Genomic DNA, 17,848 nt, shown 5'->3' on the forward strand with positions numbered 1-17,848 from the left:
GCGGCTCGGCGCCCGCGGAGGGGCACCGCCCTGGCGGTCACGTGGCCGGAACCGGAAGAGCGGAATAGCACCTACGGGGCAAGAAACCGTACGTACGTTTGCGCGGGGCCGCGCCTGGCTAGGCTCGCGACATGGCAGTTCCGCGCACCGCCCCGATCCTGGTCGCGTCCAACCGCGGCCCGGTCTCGTACACCCTGGGCGAGGACGGCTCGCTCGCCGCCCGGCGCGGCGGTGGCGGGCTGGTCTCCGGGCTCAGCGCGATCGGCCCCGAGTCGGGCGGGGTGTGGGTGTGCGCGGCGCTCGGCGAGGGCGACCGCGAGGCGGCCCGGCGGGCCGGGGACAGCCATCTGAACCCCGGTGACACCGGCGGTCAGCAGGTGCGGATGCTCGACATCTCGCCGGACGTCTTCGCCGCCGCGTACAACGGCGTGGCCAATTCGGTGCTGTGGTTCGTGCACCACCTGCTCTACCAGACCCCGGTCGAGCCGGTCTTCGACGCGGAGTTCGCCGAGCAGTGGGCGGCCTACGAGAGCTATAACGCGGCCTTCGCGGACGCGCTCGCCCAGGAGGCGGTGGACGAGGCCGTCGTCCTGGTGCAGGACTACCACCTGGCGCTGGTGCCCGCGATGCTCCGCGAGCGCCGCCCCGATCTGCGGATCGGTCACTTCTCCCACACCCCGTGGGCCCCGCCGGACTACTACCGGCTGCTGCCGGACGAGGTCGCGGCGGGTGTGCTGCGCGGCATCCTCGGCGGCGACCGCGCCGCGTTCCTCACCGAGCGCTGGGCGACCGCCTTCGCCGACTGCTGCGCGGCGGTGCTGGGCGCGGAGATCGTCCGGGACGGTGGCGGCGACGGTGACGATGGGGGCGGCGGTGGCGGTATGGCGACGGCCGTGCGCTTCGAGGGCCGGGAGACCCGGCTGGGCGTCCACGGCCTGGGCGCGGACGCGGACTTCCTGCGGGAGCGGTCGCGCCAGGCCGATGTGGACGAACGGCTGAGCACGCTGCGGGCGCAGATCGGGCCGGGCCGGAAGTCGATCGTCCGGGTGGACCGCACCGAGCTGTCCAAGAACATCGTGCGCGGGCTGCTGGCCTACCGGCGGCTGCTGGAGACCCGCCCCGAGTGGCGCGAGCGCGTGGTGCATGTCGCCTTCGCCTACCCCTCGCGCCAGGACCTCGCGGTCTACCGCGACTACACCGAGCGGGTGCGGCGGATCGCGGACGAGATCAACGAGGAGTACGGCACGGAGGGCTGGACCCCGGTCGCCCTGCATGTGAAGGACGACTTCGCCCGGTCCCTCGCGGCCTACCGGCTGGCGGACGTGGCACTGGTCAACCCCATCCGGGACGGGATGAACCTGGTGGCCAAGGAGGTCCCGGTGGTCTCCGAGCGGGGCTGCGCGCTGGTGCTGTCCCGGGAGGCGGGCGCGTACGCCGAGCTGGGCGAGGACGCGCTGGTGGTGAACCCGTACGACGTGGAGGGCACGGCCCGCGCGCTGCACGAGGCCCTGCGCATGAGCGACGGCGAGCGCGCGGACCGCACGAAGCGGCTCGCCGCCGCGGCGACCGCGCTACCGCCACAGGCATGGTTCCTGGCGCAGCTGCGGGCGCTGTAGACCGGCGCCGTCCGGGTGGGTGGCAGGCGCTGTCCGGTTGGGTAGCGGCCGTTCTCCCCGGCGAGCCCTACGCGGCTTCGCCGCTGACCGCGGCGGCCAGGGCCGAGAGCAGGTCCACTACGCCCGCCGGGCCGTCGACCACCAGGTCGGCCCGCTTGGCGAGCTCGGTCACCTCCGTGCTGCCGCTGCACACCAGCACCCCCGGCACCCCCTCCTCGCGCAGCCGCTCCACCGCCGCGAACGCGGCCAGGTCGCCCAGGTCGTCGCCCGCGTAGAGCACGGCTTCCGCGCCCGTCCGCCGTACGTATTCGGTGAGCGCGACGCCCTTGTCCATGCCCGGCGGTCGCAGCTCCAGCACGAAGCGGCCGGGCTCGACGATCAGCCCATGGCGCTCGGCGAGGGCGTGCAGCGGCGCGCGCAGCCGCTCGAACGTGGCCTGGGGGTCCTCGGCACGGCGGGTGTGGACGGCGACGGCGCGGCCCTTGTCCTCGATCCAGGTGCCGCGCGAGGCGCCGTGCTCCTCGAGGACGGCGGGGAGTTCGGCCTGGACGGCGGCGACGCCGGGGTGCGGTTCGGGCGCCTGGACCTCGCCGCTGCCCGCGTCCCAGCGCTCGGCGCCGTAGAGGCCGAGGACGACGAGCCCGTCCAGCCCCTCGGCCCCGGCGAACCCGCCGTACCGTACGGCGACTTCGGCCGGGCGTCCGGTGATCACCGCGACGGAGCGGATCCCCGGGGCCAGCCGGGAGAGCGCGGGGACGGCGCCGGGGTGGGCGCGGGCCTGGTCGGGGTCGGGGACGATCTCGGCGAGGGTGCCGTCGAAGTCGAGTCCGACGACGGCGCGTCCGGGCCGTTCGAGGAGGGCGGCGAGGCCCTCACGGCCGGCGGAGGTGGTGGGTACGGGGACGGGGTGACTTCCCATAGCGCTGCCCATGGCGGTGACCCTACCGGGCCCGGCGGCACGGCGGGCTTACCCCGGGCGTCCCCCCGGTGAACGCCCCCGGGCGCCCGGACGGTGAAGGCCTCACGGGTACTCGCCCCGTCAACGGCCCGCGCGCCCGGCTGATGAACGCGCCCCGGCCGTCCCTCCGACGCGACGACGCGCTCAGCGGCGTTCGCGGCGCTCGTCCCTGATCCGGCGCAGCCGGTTGACGGTCACCGGGTCGTGCTCCAGGGCCCTGGGGTCGTCAAGCAGCGCGTTCAGCAACTGGTAGTAGCGGGTCGGGGAGAGGCCCAACCGCTCCCGTATCGCCCGCTCCTTGGCGCCGGGGCCCGGCCAGCCGCGCCGCTCCACGGCGAGCACGGCCAGGTCGCGCTCTGACAGCCCGGCATCCGGATCCGGCTCCTGGTCCTCGACCCGGCCTTGGCCCTGGTCCTCGACCTGGTCCTGCTCCCCGGCCTGGTCGGCGGGGTCGTCGGAGGGTCCGGAGCCGGGGCCGGGCCCGGAGCCGGGGCCGGAGCCGGGCGTGTCCACTGTCATGCCCCCGCATTCTCCATGGCGTCGGCCTCCCGCTGGATCTGGCCCAGTACGCTCGCCGGGTCGCCGCCCTTGGCCACGGTCGAGCCGATCTTCTGCTTGATCAGCTTGCTGACCTCCGCCCAGGAGGTCTTGTCGGCCGGGTAGAACTCCGCGCTCTCCAGCTCGTCCAGGAACCGCCACAGCCGCTTGTACTCACGGTCGCCGAGCATTGTCTGCTCGACGGCGGTGGTCACCGGCAGCAGGTCGTACTCGGTGACGAAGTCCAGCACGTTCTTCTCGGTGTAGACGAAGTCGAGGAACTTCCCGATCGCCTTACGGTGGCCGTTCTGCTTGAAGGCCATCAGCCAGTCGGCGACGCCCATCGTCGACGGGGACTTGCCCCTGCGGCCGGGCAGCGGCGCGGTGCCGTATGTGATGCCGTGTCCGGACGCCTGCTGCATAAGGGTCGGGTGGCCGTTGAGCATGCCGACCTCGCCGCGGGCGAAGGCGTCGAAGGTGTCCTGGCGGTTGGTGCGGGCCGGGGAGCCGGGGCCGGTGAGGTCCGCGCCGACGAGTTCGTCGCGCAGCCACTCGAAGGCCTCGATGTTCTCGGTGGAGTCGATGGTGTAGCTGCCGTTGGCGTCGGTGTAGCCGCCACCGCCGCTGAGCATCCACATCATGGTCTCGGCCTGGCACTCCTCGGGGCCGAGCGGCAGCCCGTACGGGATCTTCACCCCATTGGCCTTGAGCCGGACGGCCGCCTCCTTGAGCTCGTCCCAGCTGGTGGGGGCGGAGGATATCCCGGCCCGGTCGAAGAGCTTCTTGTTGTAGAAGAGCAGCCGGGCGCTGGCCACGAACGGCACCCCGTACTGCACCCGCCGCACCTCACCCGCATGGGCGATCGAGGTGATGAAACCGGCCTGGGTGGGGATGGAGAGCATCTCGTCCGCGCGGTAGAGCTTGCCCTGCGCGGCATAGTCGGCGTACGCGCCGATCTGTGCGATGTCCGGGGCCTGACCGTTCTTGACCATCTCGGCCACCCGCCGGTCCACCTCGGTCCAGCTGTAGACCTTGACGTCGACCTTAAGGCCGCCGTTCTTGGCCTCGAAGGCCCGGGCCACCTTGTCCCAGTACTTCTGGGAGCTGTTGGCGGTGCTGTCGCCGTAGTCGGCCGCGACCACCTTCAAGGTGACATCACCGTCGGAGCCGGAGCCGCCGCTGCCGCAGGCCGTGAGTCCTGGTGCCGTCGCCATCGCCGCGACACCCGCCGTTGTCAGGCCCAAGAACCGTCGCCGCTGCACCGCTGTTCCCACCCTATGGCTTGTTTCATCCTCAAGGGTCCTCCCCCGAGGTCGAGCGAGTCTGCCTTGCAAACCTCCACAAGGTCTACACCACGGGCGTATCGCTTCGGTATCAGAACTCATTTGCCCAGGTGAGCGGGGTGCTACACGCGTAAGTGGGATGTGTCACCCAGTCACAAACGGAGGGGCTGGTTCACACCAACCCCCTACCGGCACCGACGTGATCTCCTGACGAGAAGCGGCGAGTGGACTAGACCTCTCATGGTGGATCGCGCGAGACTGTTCCATGTGAAACACGTCATCGCCCTGGATGTGGGCGGCACCGGTATGAAGGCCGCCCTCGTCGGGGCGGACACCACACTCCTCCACGAGGCCAGGAGGCCCACCGAGCGGGAGCGCGGGCCCGAGGCGGTCGTGGCCGCGATCCTCGACTTCGCCGCCGAGCTGCGCGCGATCGGCGAGCGGCGGTTCGGCGGACCCCCACTGGCCGCCGGGGTCGGTGTGCCCGGGGTCCTGGACGAGGACCGCGGAGTGGCCGTCTTCGCCGCCAACCTCGGCTGGAGCGACGTCCCGCTGCGGGCACTGCTCACCGAGCGGCTGGGCGGGATCCCGGTCGCGCTCGGCCATGACGTCCGGCTGGGCGGGCTGGCCGAGGGGCGCATAGGAGCGGGCGAGGGCGCCCGGCGCTTCCTGTTCGTCTCCGTCGGCACCGGCATCGCGGGCGCCATCGGCGTCGACGGGCGCATCGACCCAGGAGCCCACGGCTCCTCCGGCGAGATCGGCCATATCGTCGTCCGTCCGGGCGGCGCCGCCTGCGGCTGTGGTCAGTCCGGCTGTCTGGAGACGCTCGCCTCGGCGGCCGCGGTGGGCCGCGCCTGGGCCGACGCCAGCGGCGATCCGGCCGCCGACGCCGCCGACTGCGCCAAGGCCGTCCGGTCCGGCGATCCCAGGGCCGCGGCCGTGTGGGGCGAGATGGTGGGCGCGCTCGCCGACGGCCTGGTCACCGCCCTCACCCTGCTGGACCCCGGAGTGCTGATCGTCGGCGGTGGGCTGGCCGAGGCCGGGGAGACGCTGTTCGCGCCGCTGCGCACCGCGGTCGAGGAGCGGCTCACCTTCCAACAGCTCCCCCGTATCGTCCCGGCGGCCCTCGGGGACACCGCCGGCTGCCTGGGCGCGGGTCTGCTCGCCTGGGACCGACTCTCCACGGAGGTAACCGCCTGATGGTCCAGCGAACGCATCTCACCGGCGCCCGGGTGGTCCTGCCGGACGGCGTGGTCGACAACGGTCGGGTGACGGTCGAGGGCACGCGCATCACGGCGGCGGGGCCGGCGGCCGGGACTGCCGCGGGCGGAACTGCCGCGGGACCGGCGGGCGGGACTACCGCAGGACCGGTGGCCGGGTCTACTGCCGGACCAGCGACCGGATCCGCGGCGGACTCCGCGTCCGGCGGCGGTGGCGAGCGGGTGCTCGACCTGGCGGGCGGCTGGATCGTCCCCGGCTTCGTAGATCTGCATGTGCACGGCGGCGGCGGTGCCTCGTTCTCGGCGGGCACCCCCGAGGAGGCCCTGACCGCCATCGGTACGCACCGGCGGCACGGCACCACCACGATGCTCGCCTCCACCGTCACCGGCGATCTGGACGACCTCGCCCGGCAGGCCGCCGCCCTCTCGGAGCTGGTGGAGCAGGGCGAGTTGGCGGGCATCCACTTCGAGGGGCCGTTCATCTCCCCCCACCGCTGCGGCGCCCACCAGCCCTCGCTGCTGCGCGCGCCCGATCCGGCGGATGTGCGCAAGCTGGTCGACGCGGCGCGCGGCACCGCGCGGATGATGACCCTCGCCCCCGAACTGCCGGGCGGGCTGGAGTCCGTACGGCTACTGGCCGAGAGCGGGGTCCTCGCGGCCGTCGGTCACACGGACTCGACGTACGAAGCGACGCTGGAGGCCGTCGAGGCGGGCGCGACCGTGGCGACCCACCTGTTCAACGCGATGCCGTCGCTGCTGCACCGCGCCCCCGGCCCGGTGGCCGCGCTGCTGGAGGACGAGCGGATCACGGTGGAGCTGATCAACGACGGCACCCATCTGCACCCCGCCGTGCTGGGGCTGGCCTTCCACCGGGCGGGCGCGGATCGGGTCGCCTTCATCACCGACGCGATGGGCGCGGCGGGCATGAGCGACGGCCGCTATCCGCTCGGCCCCATGGAGGTCGAGGTCAAGGACGGTGTCGCCCGGATCAGCGACGGGCCGACGGCCGGTTCCATCGCGGGCTCCACCCTCACCCTGGACCGGGCCTTCCGGCGAGCCGTCACGGTCGACGGGCTCGGCGTCGAGGCGACCGTAAGGGCGCTGTCCGTGACCCCCGCCCGGGTGTTGGGCATCGCCGACCGGGTGGGTTCGCTCGGGCCCGGTAAGGACGCCGATCTCGTCGTGCTCGACGACGACTTCCGGCTGCGGGGCGTGATGCGCCGGGGCACTTGGGTGGTCCATCCGGAACTGGGCTGAAGTGCCCTGATTTCAGGCCGGGGTGAGGGGGTATTGACACGGTCCGACGCTGTCCGGAACGACGCGGAGGTCTGGGCCGAAGCCACTCGTTTTGGCATGATCGCTCGGACACGGGAACGGGCACGCACGGGTACGGCTCGGCACACAGTCGCTTTCAGCACAGGAGTCTCCGTCCGGCGGGGGGACGGGAGAGGGGATGCCAGGGTGATCCTCACGGTCACGCTCAACACCGCCCTCGACGTCACCTACCGGGTGCCGGAACTGCGCCCGCACACCACCCACCGCGTCACCGAGGTCACCGAACGGCCCGGCGGAAAGGGCCTCAACGTGGCCCGGGTGCTGGCCGCGCTGGGCCATGACACCGTCGTCACCGGCTTCGTCGGCGGGGTCACCGGCGCGGTGCTGCGGCAGCTGCTCGCCGAGATCGCCACGCCCGGCGGCGGCCCCAAGGCACCTCGCGGCACGATCACCGACGCGCTCGTCCCGATCGCCGGCACCACCCGGCGCACCATCGGCGTCGTGGACGCCGCCACAGGTGACACCACCCAGCTCAACGAGCCGGGCCCGCTCGTCACCACCCCCGAGTGGTCCACCTTCATGGACGGTTACGGCCGGCTGCTGCGCGAGGCGTCGGCGGTCGCGCTGTGCGGCAGCCTGCCGCCCGGGGTTCCCGTCGGGACGTACGCCCAGCTCATCCGGGAAGCGCATGCGGCGGGCGTACCCACCCTGCTGGACACCAGCGGCGAACCGCTGCGCCGGGGCATCGCCGCCCGCCCCCATCTCGTCAAGCCCAACGCCGACGAGCTCGCCGGGCTCACCGGCTCCACCGACCCGCTGCGCGCCGCGCGCGACGCCCGGCGGCGCGGGGCGCGCGCGGTGGCCGCCTCGCTCGGCCCCGACGGCATGCTCATGATCACCGCCCACGGCGCCTGGCGCGCCACCCCGCCGCGCCGGCTGACGGGCAATCCGACGGGCGCCGGGGACGCGGCGGTCGCGGGGCTGCTGTCCGGGCTGGTCGAGGAGGTGCCGTGGCCGGACCGGCTGGCCCGCGCCGTCGCCCTGTCGGCGGCGGCCGTAAGGGCCCCGGTGGCGGGCGAGTTCGACCGTGCGGTCTACGAGGAGGCGCTGGCGCGGGTCGAGGTGACGGAGCACCCGGCGGCGGCGTGAACAACCGCCGAGTGCCGCCCGGTCCTACGCTTTCCTCTCCCCTTCCCACTCCTCCCCGCTCCTCCCCGCGGCATCGATATGCGGCTCCGCCGCGTGGCACGCGTGGCAGGGGCTTCACCCCTGGACCCCGGGGTCTGGGGCCTGGGGCGGAGCCTCAGTTGAAGGAAGGGGGCGGGCTAGCCCTTGGCCTTGGCGAGCCACATCTGATCGATGTTGGCGTCGCACTTGTCGCCGGGGTCACACGACACGGTGATCGTGTTGGTGCCCTTGGTGAGCTGGACGATCGACCAGGTCTCGGTCCAGCCCTTCTCGTAGTCACCCTTCGGCGCGCCCGAGAAGTTCTTCATGTTGAGCGGCCGCGTCTCCTTCTTGCCGTTGATCGTCAGCGACATGCTCTGGTCCTCGCCGGGCACGCCGTAGGTGACGTACAGCCGGTAGGACTTCGCCTTGGCCACGTCCAGGCTCCAGGTCGCGGACGAGCCCGGGGTGTTGAGCCCGCCGACGTAGGTGCCGCCCGCGGCCTTGGCGCCCTTGATGTCGCTCGCGGGGGCCGCGCCACCGGCCAGCTTCATCTTCGCGGCGTCCTCGGTGGGCAGCTTCTCGTCGCCCGGACCCTTGGCGGGCCCGGAGGGCTGGCGGGGCCGGACGCTGGAGCCCGCCGTGGGCTGGCCGGTCGGGTCGGCCTGGTCGTCCTTGTTGTCATCACCGTTGGTGATCATGGCGACGCCGATGCCCACGAGGACCACCGCGACCACCGCGATGGCGCCGATGAGCAGCCCCTTGCTGTTGGGGCCGCGGCCGCCTCCGCCATGGCCGCCGCGCGGGGCGGCCGCACCGGGCTGGCGGGGCGCGCCGCCGGGCAGGGTCTCGGGGGCGGCGTAGTGGGCGTTCTGCCGACCGTGGCCGCCCTGCTGGCCGTACCCCTGCTGGCCGTACGCCTGCTGCGGCTGCTGGTTCGGGATCTGCTGGCCGTAGGTGCGCTCGCCCACCGCGCGGACCTGGTTGTACGAGGTGCGGGGAACCCCTGGCTGGGCCGGACCTGGGTAGCCATAGCCGCCGGTGCGGGGGGCGGCACCCGGCTGGCCCGACTGACCGCCCTCGTTCCCTTGATCGCCCTCCGAGCGATACAGGTAGGCGAACGGGTCGTCGTTCTCCGGTGTGCCCGAGCCGTTGTTGCCGGCCGTCATCCCTCGTCACTCCCCTATGCATATGGCCATCGGCGCGGGATCAGAACGCGCCACGACAGCTCATATCAGGGTCGAGAGGGCCTCAACAGGGCGTGTGCTGTCCGGATGGCCAATATTCATGATCGGTTCACTGTCGGCGGCAGGGCCGCATCGGCGCAGCCTACCGCGACCGACCGCCTCCCTACCTCACCCCGCCCGGCGGCGCTCCTTGGAGCGGGATCGCTTCTCGATGTACATCCGCTGGTCAGCGGAGTGCAGCACCTCTTCGGCCGACATTCCGCAGCCCGCCCAGCCGATGCCGAAACTGGCACCGACCCGGACCGCCCGGCCGTCCACCCGGATGGGCGGAGTGATCGCGTTCCGCAGCCGTACCGCCAGGTCAGCCGCGTCGGCCCGGCCGAGGCCGTCGGCGAGGACGACGAACTCGTCACCGCCGAGGCGGGCGACCGTGTCCCCTTCCCGCACTCCGTTGGTCAGCCGGCGGGCGACCTCGATGAGCACGGCGTCGCCCGCGTGGTGCCCGAACCGGTCGTTGATGGACTTGAAGCCGTCGAGGTCGCAGAAGAGCACCGCGAGGCCCTTATGGCCGTCGTCGATGTCGGAGTCCTCGTTGGGCGGGACGGTGTGCACATGGCCGTCGAACGGGGCGGTCTCGACCGGGGGCGGGGTGCCGAAGCACTCGAACTCGTCGAAGCCGTGCAGATGCCCCGCCGCGTCCACATAGACCCCACCGGCGCCCTCGACACCGCCGTCCGACGCGCCCCCGTCCTCGTACCCCCCGCCCGGCCGGGGCGGGGTGGCGCACAGCCGGGCGGCGAGCCGGGCGCGCAGCTCGGCGCTGTTGGGCAGGCCGGTCAGGGAGTCATGGCTGGCACGGTGGGCGAGCTGGAGCTCATGGCGCTTGCGCTCCTCGATGTCCTCGACATGGGTGAGCAGGAAGCGCGGGCCGTCGGCCGCGTCGGCCACCACCGAGTTCCGCAGTGAGACCCAGACGTACGAACCGTCGCGGCGGGCCAGCCGCAGCTCGGCGCGACCGCCCTCGGCTGAGGTGCGCAGCAGGGTGCCGATGTCCTCGGGGTGGACCAGGTCGGAGAAGGACAAGCGGCGCATCGCGGAGGCCGGGCGGCCCAGCAGCCGGCACAGGGCGTCGTTGGTGCGCAGCAGCCGGCCGTGCTGATCGCCGCCCATCTCGGCGATGGCCATGCCGCTGGGCGCGTACTCGAATGCCTGCCGGAAGGACTCCTCGCTGGCGCGCAGCGCCTGCTGCTCACGCTCCAGGCGCAGCAGGGCGCGCTGCATATTGCCGCGCAGCCGGGCGTTGCCGATCGCGACGGCGGCGTGGAAGGCGTACATCTGGAGGGCCTCGCGGCCCCAGGCGCCGGGGTGGCGGCCGTTGCGCGGTTTGTCGACGGACAGCACGCCTATGAGCTCGCCGCCGGAGGCGCCCGCCGCGTAGAGCGGGGCGAACAGGCGGTCCATCGGATGCCACTCGTCGGGGAAGCGGGGCGCGGGTCCTGGGGTGTGCCACTGCGGGACGTCGTCGTCGTCGAGGACCCAGCCCTCGCTGTACGGGATGAAGCGCAGATCGCCCCAGCGCTCGCCCATGGACAGCCGGCGCTCCCAGGAGCAGCGGGAGCCGACCCGCCCGGCCATCAGCGCCTCGGCCCCGGCGCTGCCGCCGACGGCGGCGACGACGAGGTCCCCGTCGGGGCGGACGAGGTTGACGGCCGAGAGCTCGAAGCCGAGCCCGGCGATGACACCGTCGGCGACGGCCTGAAGCGTGTCGGCGAAGCTGCGGGCGGTGTTCAGATCGGCGACCACCTGGTGCAGTTGCCGCAGTGTCGCAAGGCGGATGTACGGCTCCGACTCGGTCTCCATCGATCGCACTCCCCCGAGACCTCGACAGCAAACTCCTGGCGTCTTGTCGTCCGATTGCCACGGCCACTGAATCACAGCGAGCTGCCCACTCGGTACACAGGGTCAACAATTACTGCCTGCTGTGACTCATGTCACAGACCGTGTTCACTTCTTCAAGAGAGCGGATGGGAGCGCTCCTAGTTTTTGTGATCGCAAATCCCGGTACGAGGACGCCTGGCCATGCAAGGCGGCCACCCGGGGAGCCCGGACTCCCCCGGCCCGGGGCCCGGCTTACGGCCCGCGACCTACGCCGGAGTGGTCCCCGGGTCCGATGCGGGGACCGGCCGGTGGCGGTTAGCGTCGAAGGGTGTTCCCGACGACTCCTTCCAGCCCAGCCGAGCCCGCCGTCCCCCATGCTGGTGGGGTGAGCGAGGACGAGTTCCGCGTCGCGCTGTCGCGATTCACCGCGGGTGTGGTGCTGGTGACCGCGCACGACCCGGAGGAGGGGCCGCGCGGCGAGGACGTCGGCATGACGGCCACCGCGTTCATGTCAGTGTCACTTGACCCGCCGCTGGTGATGGTGAGCGTTCGCAACGGGTCCCGGATGGACGAGCTCCTGGAGCGACAGCCCCACTGGGCGGTATCGGTCCTGTCGGAAGGTCAACGGCATATCGCGGGACGATTCGCCATGAAGGGGCGCATCAGCGACAGATTGCTGTTCGAGGACATGTCCGTGGTGCGGGGCGAGCATACGGACGCGCCGCTCGCGGTGGGCGCGCTGGCGACACTGGAGTGCCGCACCGAACAGCGGGTGACGGCCGGGGACCACACGCTCGTGGTGGCCCGGGTGCTCGCCGCGGCGGCACCGGCCGCGAAGGGCGGGCCACTGACGTACTTCAGGGGGCGCTACCGGACGCTGGGGTGAGGGGCGCCGAAGACGTGGCGGGCGGGGAATGGCGACCGGTCGGCCCGGTCGGGCCGTCCGGGGCTACGGGCCACGGGCTACGTCCAGCCCCGCCCCGTACGCCCCCGCTTGACCTCGCTCCGCTGCTTCTTCTCGCGCAGCCGCCGCTCGTTGATGCCCCGGGGGATCCGGGTGGGGCGGCGCGGCTTGGGCGGTGGCGCGGTCGCCTCCGCGAGCAGTGACGCGAGCCTTACGGCGGCCGTCTCGCGGTTGCGCCACTGCGAACGGTGCTCGGAGGCCCGTACGGTCACCACCCCGTCCACCAGCCGGCCCGCCAGCCGCTCCAGGGCACGCTCCTTCCATACGGACGGCAGTGCCTCGGTGCTGGCCAGGTCGAAGCGCAGCTCGACCTGGCTGTCACTGGTGTTGACGTGCTGTCCGCCGGGCCCGGAGGACCGCGAGAAACGCCACATCAACTCGGCCTCCGGCAAGAAGACCGAACCTCGGATGACATAGGGCGCGGGCATGTCCCCCATGGTCGCCTGCCGACCCCGGCGGCGTCATCTTGTTATCTCGTCGTACCCCGACATCAGGGTTTGGCAAAGAAAGTAAAGAGAGCTGGAACCTGTCGGGCCATTCATGGCGTTGTGGAGGGTGACGACGGCTTCGCCCGTCGCCTCGGACCATCGAGACCACGAAAGGGACTCCCCATGGCTGTAAGCCTGTCCAAGGGCGGCAACGTCTCGCTCACCAAGGAGGCACCGGGCCTGACCGCCGTCACGGTCGGCCTCGGCTGGGACGTCCGCACCACCACGGGCACCGACTTCGACCTCGACGCGAGCGCCATCGCCGTCAACACGCAGGGCAAGGTCTACTCCGACCAGCACTTCGTGTTCTTCAACAACAAGTCCACGCCGGACCAGACCATCGTCCACACCGGTGACAACGTCACCGGCCAGGGCGAGGGCGACGACGAGCAGATCAACGTCAACCTGGCGGGTCTGCCGGCCGACGTGGAGAAGATCGTCTTCCCGGTCTCGATCTACGAAGCCGAATCCCGTAGCCAGAACTTCGGCCAGGTGCGGAACGCGTTCATCCGCATCGTCAACCAGGCCGGCGGCACCGAGATCGCCCGCTACGACCTGAGCGAGGACGCCGCCACCGAGACCGCCATGGTCTTCGGTGAGCTGTACCGCAACGGCGCGGAGTGGAAGTTCCGCGCCGTGGGCCAGGGCTACGCCTCCGGCCTGGTGGGCATCGCCAAGGACTTCGGCGTCAACGTCTGAGGTTCCACCAGCGCACCACCACCAAGGGCCGCCCCGCACCCGGGGCGGCCCTCGCCGTGTCCGTATCTCCCCGTTGCGTCCGCATCCCCCCGTCGCGGGGGTCAGAACTCGCTGGTGTCCAGGTCGAACCCGAGGGGTTCGGGCAGCGACAGCGGCTGGGAGATGTCGACCTCCACCTTGCGGGTGTACCTCTTCCCAGCGGGCAGGGAGTGCAGGACGGCCTGGTGCCGCTCCCGGTCGATCAGCAGGTAGAACGGAATGCCCGCCGCCGCATAACCGCGCAGTTTGGGGCCCCGGTCCCTCTCCGCCGTCACAGCCGACGTCACCTCGCCGACCAACATCACCGCTCCCGGACCGTGGAACTCCAGGGAGTTCCGGAAACTGCCCTTCGGCGCGATGACAAGATCGGGTAAGCCTCTGCCTTCCGGCGAGATACCCGGGAGGTGGAGGCCGAGACCGGTGTAGCACCCCAGCCCTTTTCGGTGGTCCCTCACCTGACCGGACACGGACGACACGATCCCCGCGTGCCCCCCATCACCGGGACCCGTCACATGGATCGCACCTTCGACGAGCTCCACGCGCCATCCCTCGGGAGCCGCCGCGCTCAACGCCCCGAAACCATCCTCAGCAGCAGTAAGTGTCACAGTGCCTCCCCTTCCTGGCGCGATGCTTTCAGCCGGGGCGAACGACCCAGAGCTGTTCTGCCGCATGTCACCCGTTCAGGGATTGAGCACCCCGAAGGCGCCCGAGACCGCCTGGGCCAGGGCCTGCTTGCGGCGGGTGTGGGCCTTGGGCGGGTCGTCGGGGGTTGCGGTGGCGGAGAGGCCGGCGGCGGACCAGGTCAGGGCCATGGCGAGGACCAGCGCGAGGACGTCCTGGGGGTCGATCGAGGCGGTGACCCGGCCGGTGTGCTGGGCCTCGGCGATCGCCTGGAGTTTGACGGTGACGGCGGATGACTCGGTCACCAGATTGTCGGTGACCACTCCTTCGAGCTTGGCCCAGGTGGCCAGGCGGACCAGCTCCGGCCGTTCGATGGCGGCCTCGTAGAGCCGCACGGCGTACCGGGGGAGGTCGTCGGCCGTGAACGGGACGGCGTCGACGACGGCGTCGGCGTGGAGGCGGAAGACGGCGCCGAAGAGGCCGAGCTTGTCCCCGAAGTAGGCGTACAGCTGCGCCTTGTTGACGCCGGCGGCGGCCGCAATGCGGTCGACCCGGGCACCCGCGATGCCATGGGCGGCGAAGTCGGCGGTGGCCGCGTCGAGCAGGCGGCGGCGGGTGGCGTCGCTTTTCCGGGGAGACACGGGGCTCAGGTTACCAACTGGTTAGTTGCCAGCGTTGGGCGTGGGCGCGTAGCGTACAAAAATCCAACCAACTAGTTAGTTAGAAAATGAGGTGGGGACGCATGACCGTGCGCGCATACGCGGTGGAGCAAGCCGGTGGCCCGGTACAGCCGCTCGAGTACGAGCCGGAGCCCCTGGGCCCCCTGGAGGTCGACGTCGCCGTGACGCACTGCGGCGTCTGCCAGACCGACATCGGCCTGGTGGACGACGTGTACGGCGTGTCCCAGTTCCCGGTGGTCGCGGGGCATGAGGCGGTCGGTGTGATCGAGGCCGTGGGCAGTGCCGTCGACGGCACGCGGCTGGCCGTCGGTCAGCGCGTGGGCGTCGGCGCGGTGGCCGGGGCGTGCTTCACCTGCGAGTGGTGCCTCACCGGTCGGCAGTATCTGTGCCCGCACAAGGACGACACGGCGCTGCGCGGCGACCGCGGCGCGTTCGCCACCCGGGTACGAGCGAGCGACTGGCGGTATGTCCAGCCCCTGCCCGACGCCCTCGCCTCCGAGCACGCGGCGCCGCTCCTGTGCGCCGGGATCACGGTCTTCTCGGCGATCAGCCGGAACGGGGTGCGGCCCACGGACCGGGTCGCCGTGGTGGGAGTGGGCGGCCTGGGCCACCTCGCGATCCAGTTCCTCGCCAAGTGGGGCTGCCATGTGACCGCCATCTCCTCGACGGCGGCGAAGGCGGACGACGCCCGGCGGTTCGGCGCCCATGAGTTCATCGTCGCGGAGGAGGGGCTCCAAGGGGCCGCGGGCTCGTTCGACTTCATCCTCTCGACCGTCTCGGCCGATCTGCCGTGGGACGCCTACCTCGCGGCGCTGCGCCCGCAGGGGACGCTGTCCGTGGTCGGCGTTCCCCACGGGTCGTTCAGCGTCCACCCGTTGAGCCTGCTGCCGGGCGAGAAGCGGATCGTCGGAGGCGTCGTGGGATCGGCGGAGGAGAACCGGCGGATGCTGGACTTCGCGGTGCGGCACGGCATCCGCCCGGTCGTCGAGACGTTCCCGATCGCGCGCGTCGACGAGGCGCTCGACCACGTCCGCAACGGACGCGCGCGGTACCGGGCGGTGCTGGAGTTCTGAGGCTGGGGCCGCGCCCGGGACACCTGGTCGCGCACGCCCACCGCACAGATCGTCTTCTCGTCGCGTGCACAGCAACGCACAGCAACCCCATCCGCCGCGCCCGCCGATCGCCCCGCCGCGCTCGTCACCTGGGCGATCGGCCGGGCCCCGCCCCCGCCCCGGCCGGGGGCACCGATGCGGCAGGGGCATGACGTAGCGGCATAAGTCGGCATCAACCAGCCGTTGTTGCCTCATGCCTCGCTGACCGAATTCGCCCCCACTTGAACAACGTCGAGTCAAATTCTTGTTACGCGCCTATCCCAATCGATCGTTCAATGACAATCTCTGGTCGGCCCGCCGCGCGTCTTCTGACTCCGCGGTAAGGCCCCCATGCACCGCTCTGCACCTCTCTGTGCACCACTCGCACCACTCCTGCTCGACCGGACGGCCCACCCATGGCCGTCCGTACCCCCTACACAGGGCCGCGACCCGGCGGCCCCAAGGCAAGGAGACCGAGTGAGACCCATCGCTTCCTCCCCCCGTAAGAAGACCGTCCGCGTGGCGGCGCTCGTCGCCTCCGCCGCCATGGTCGTCATCGGCGTGCAGACCGGCCAGGCCAGCGCCCAGCCGGAGCAGTCCCGCGAGGCGGGCGCCACGGCGCTTCCGCTGACCGCGGGCGAGCGCGCCACCGCGATCAAGGCGGCCCAGGCCGACGCCTCCGCGCAGGCCGAGTCCCTCGGGCTCGGGGCCAAGGAGAAGCTCCTCGTCCGCGACGTCATCAAGGACGCGGACGGAACGGTTCACACCCGCTATGAGCGCACCTACGCGGGGCTGCCCGTCCTCGGCGGCGACCTGGTCGTCCACGAGAAGACCAGCGGCGCGCGCTCCGTCAACAAGGCCACCGACGCGCGGATAGCGGTCAAGAGCACCGACGCCGCCGTGGCCCCCTCGGCCGCCTCCGGCACCGCGCTGAAGGCCGCGCCGAAGGCGACCACCGGCGAGAAGGCCAAGTCGCCGCGGAAGGTGGTCTGGGCGGCCACCGGCACGCCCGTCCTGGCCTGGGAGACCGTCGTCACCGGCACGCAGGCCGACGGCACCCCGAGCGAGCTGCACGTCGTCACCGACGCCACCACGGGCAAGAAGCTGACCCAGTGGGAGGGCGTCGAGACCGGCACCGGCACCAGCAAGTACAGCGGCACGGTGCCCCTGGGCACCACCAAGAGCGGCTCCACCTACAGCCTCACCGACTCCACACGGGGCAATCACAAGACGTACGACCTGAACCAGGGCAGCTCGGGTACCGGCACCCTGTTCACCGACGCGGACGACGTATGGGGCGGCGGACGCCAGACCGCCGGCGTCGACGCGCACTACGGCGCGGCCGAGACCTGGGACTTCTACAAGGAGTTCCTGGGCCGCAACGGCATCAAGAACAATGGCGTGGGCTCGTACTCCCGCGTCCACTACGGCAACAACTACGTCAACGCCTTCTGGCAGGACTCCTGCTTCTGCATGACGTACGGCGACGGCTCGGGCAACGCCAACGCACTGACCGCGATGGACGTGGCCGGCCACGAGATGAGCCACGGTGTGACCGCGGCCACCGCGAACCTCAACTACGCGGGCGAGCCCGGCGGTCTCAACGAGGCCACCTCCGACATCATGGCCACCGCGGTGGAGTTCTACTCGGGCAACTCCGCGGACGTCGGTGACTACCTCATCGGCGAGAAGATCAACATCAATGGCAACGGCACCCCGCTGCGCTACCAGGACAAGCCCAGCAAGGACGGGGCGTCCAAGGACTACTGGTCCTCGTCGCTCGGCAACATCGACGTCCACTACTCCTCCGGCCCCGCCAACCACTTCTTCTACCTGCTGTCCGAGGGCAGCGGCGCGAAGGTGATCAACGGCGTGAGCTACAACAGCCCGACCTACGACGGCTCGACCGTCACCGGGATCGGCCGGGACAAGGCCATCAAGATCTGGTACCGGGCCCTGACCACGTACTGGACCTCGACGACCAAGTACGCGGGCGCCCGCACCGGCACTCTCAGCGCCGCCTCCGACCTCTACGGGGCCAACTCCACCGAGTACAAGGCGGTCGCCGCCGCCTGGACCGCGATCAACGTGAAGTAACCAGTCCGCCGAAGCGGTGACGGGCCGCACCGGGGTACCGGTGCGGCC

General features: G+C 71.6%; 16 protein-coding genes. 8 read left to right on the top strand and 8 right to left on the bottom strand.

The genetic code is table 11. The features are described from left to right. Window positions 1-131: 131 nt before the first annotated feature. Complete coding sequence (locus ACJX2R_RS23975) at window positions 132-1,616, top strand: alpha,alpha-trehalose-phosphate synthase (UDP-forming) (RefSeq protein WP_413101806.1); 1,485 nt, start codon at window positions 132-134, stop codon at window positions 1,614-1,616. Window positions 1,617-1,683: 67 nt separating this feature from the next. Here ACJX2R_RS23975 and otsB read toward each other — a convergent pair whose 3' ends face one another. The 3 genes from otsB to ACJX2R_RS23990 form a co-directional block, all read right to left on the bottom strand. Then, complete coding sequence (otsB, locus tag ACJX2R_RS23980) at window positions 1,684-2,547, bottom strand: trehalose-phosphatase (RefSeq protein ID WP_413101807.1); 864 nt, start codon at window positions 2,545-2,547, stop codon at window positions 1,684-1,686. A 171-nt stretch (window positions 2,548-2,718) separates the two neighbouring features. Further along, window positions 2,719-2,937 carry a DUF3263 domain-containing protein gene (locus ACJX2R_RS23985; protein WP_121825225.1) on the bottom strand — a complete coding sequence of 73 codons (219 nt, stop codon included), beginning with the start codon at window positions 2,935-2,937 and terminating at the stop codon, window positions 2,719-2,721. Between the two features lie 152 nt (window positions 2,938-3,089). Further along, entirely contained in the window at window positions 3,090-4,325 is a 1,236-nt protein-coding gene (locus tag ACJX2R_RS23990) for an extracellular solute-binding protein (RefSeq protein WP_413101808.1), read from the bottom strand. A gap of 336 nt (window positions 4,326-4,661) precedes the next feature. On the opposite strand from ACJX2R_RS23990, the gene ACJX2R_RS23995 reads away from it, so the two are divergent. The 3 genes from ACJX2R_RS23995 (at window position 4,662) to ACJX2R_RS24005 (ending at window position 8,038) form a co-directional block, all read left to right on the top strand. Beyond that, window positions 4,662-5,594, top strand: coding sequence for an ROK family protein (locus tag ACJX2R_RS23995; RefSeq protein ID WP_413101809.1), 933 nt, complete (start codon window positions 4,662-4,664; stop codon window positions 5,592-5,594). Then, the gene (gene nagA / locus ACJX2R_RS24000) at window positions 5,594-6,871 is read left to right on the top strand and encodes an N-acetylglucosamine-6-phosphate deacetylase (protein WP_413101810.1); all 1,278 of its coding nucleotides are present in this window, start codon (window positions 5,594-5,596) and stop codon (window positions 6,869-6,871) included. The genes ACJX2R_RS23995 and nagA overlap by 1 nt, the downstream gene beginning before the upstream one ends. Window positions 6,872-7,075: 204 nt before the next feature. Beyond that, a complete protein-coding gene (locus tag ACJX2R_RS24005) occupies window positions 7,076-8,038 on the top strand; it encodes a 1-phosphofructokinase family hexose kinase (RefSeq protein ID WP_413101811.1) in 963 nt (320 codons plus the stop codon). Window positions 8,039-8,214: 176 nt separating this feature from the next. Here the strand turns inward: ACJX2R_RS24005 and ACJX2R_RS24010 are convergent, their stop codons facing one another. Then, a complete protein-coding gene (locus ACJX2R_RS24010) occupies window positions 8,215-9,225 on the bottom strand; it encodes a carbohydrate-binding protein (RefSeq protein ID WP_413101812.1) in 1,011 nt (336 codons plus the stop codon). Window positions 9,226-9,411: 186 nt separating this feature from the next. After that, entirely contained in the window at window positions 9,412-11,103 is a 1,692-nt protein-coding gene (cdgB, locus tag ACJX2R_RS24015; RefSeq protein ID WP_413101813.1) for a diguanylate cyclase CdgB, read from the bottom strand. Window positions 11,104-11,506: 403 nt separating this feature from the next. Here cdgB and ACJX2R_RS24020 point away from each other — a divergent pair, with 403 nt between their 5' ends. Then, the gene (locus ACJX2R_RS24020) at window positions 11,507-12,007 is read left to right on the top strand and encodes a flavin reductase family protein (RefSeq protein ID WP_413101814.1); all 501 of its coding nucleotides are present in this window, start codon (window positions 11,507-11,509) and stop codon (window positions 12,005-12,007) included. A 77-nt stretch (window positions 12,008-12,084) separates the two neighbouring features. Here ACJX2R_RS24020 and arfB read toward each other — a convergent pair whose 3' ends face one another. Continuing rightward, a complete protein-coding gene (arfB, locus tag ACJX2R_RS24025; RefSeq protein WP_371105970.1) occupies window positions 12,085-12,522 on the bottom strand; it encodes an alternative ribosome rescue aminoacyl-tRNA hydrolase ArfB in 438 nt (145 codons plus the stop codon). A 174-nt stretch (window positions 12,523-12,696) separates the two neighbouring features. Here arfB and ACJX2R_RS24030 point away from each other — a divergent pair, with 174 nt between their 5' ends. Beyond that, window positions 12,697-13,272 carry a TerD family protein gene (locus ACJX2R_RS24030; protein WP_037956321.1) on the top strand — a complete coding sequence of 192 codons (576 nt, stop codon included), beginning with the start codon at window positions 12,697-12,699 and terminating at the stop codon, window positions 13,270-13,272. Between the two features lie 101 nt (window positions 13,273-13,373). Here the strand turns inward: ACJX2R_RS24030 and ACJX2R_RS24035 are convergent, their stop codons facing one another. Together ACJX2R_RS24035 and ACJX2R_RS24040 are read right to left on the bottom strand one after the other, a co-directional pair. Further along, window positions 13,374-13,982: a Uma2 family endonuclease gene (locus ACJX2R_RS24035; protein ID WP_413101815.1), complete on the bottom strand. Its 609-nt coding sequence runs from the start codon at window positions 13,980-13,982 to the stop codon at window positions 13,374-13,376. A gap of 9 nt (window positions 13,983-13,991) precedes the next feature. Then, window positions 13,992-14,573, bottom strand: coding sequence for a TetR family transcriptional regulator (locus ACJX2R_RS24040; protein WP_413101816.1), 582 nt, complete (start codon window positions 14,571-14,573; stop codon window positions 13,992-13,994). A 101-nt stretch (window positions 14,574-14,674) separates the two neighbouring features. Here ACJX2R_RS24040 and ACJX2R_RS24045 point away from each other — a divergent pair, with 101 nt between their 5' ends. Both ACJX2R_RS24045 and ACJX2R_RS24050 read left to right on the top strand, forming a co-directional pair. Further along, entirely contained in the window at window positions 14,675-15,685 is a 1,011-nt protein-coding gene (locus ACJX2R_RS24045; protein ID WP_413101817.1) for an NAD(P)-dependent alcohol dehydrogenase, read from the top strand. Between the two features lie 495 nt (window positions 15,686-16,180). Further along, on the top strand, window positions 16,181-17,800 hold the full coding sequence (locus tag ACJX2R_RS24050) for a M4 family metallopeptidase (RefSeq protein ID WP_413101818.1): 1,620 nt from the start codon (window positions 16,181-16,183) through the stop codon (window positions 17,798-17,800). The last annotated feature ends 48 nt before the right edge of the window (window positions 17,801-17,848 follow it).

The sequence above is a fragment of the Streptomyces sp. Inha503 genome, assembly GCF_047215865.1.
GTDB lineage: Bacteria > Actinomycetota > Actinomycetes > Streptomycetales > Streptomycetaceae > Streptomyces > Streptomyces lycopersici.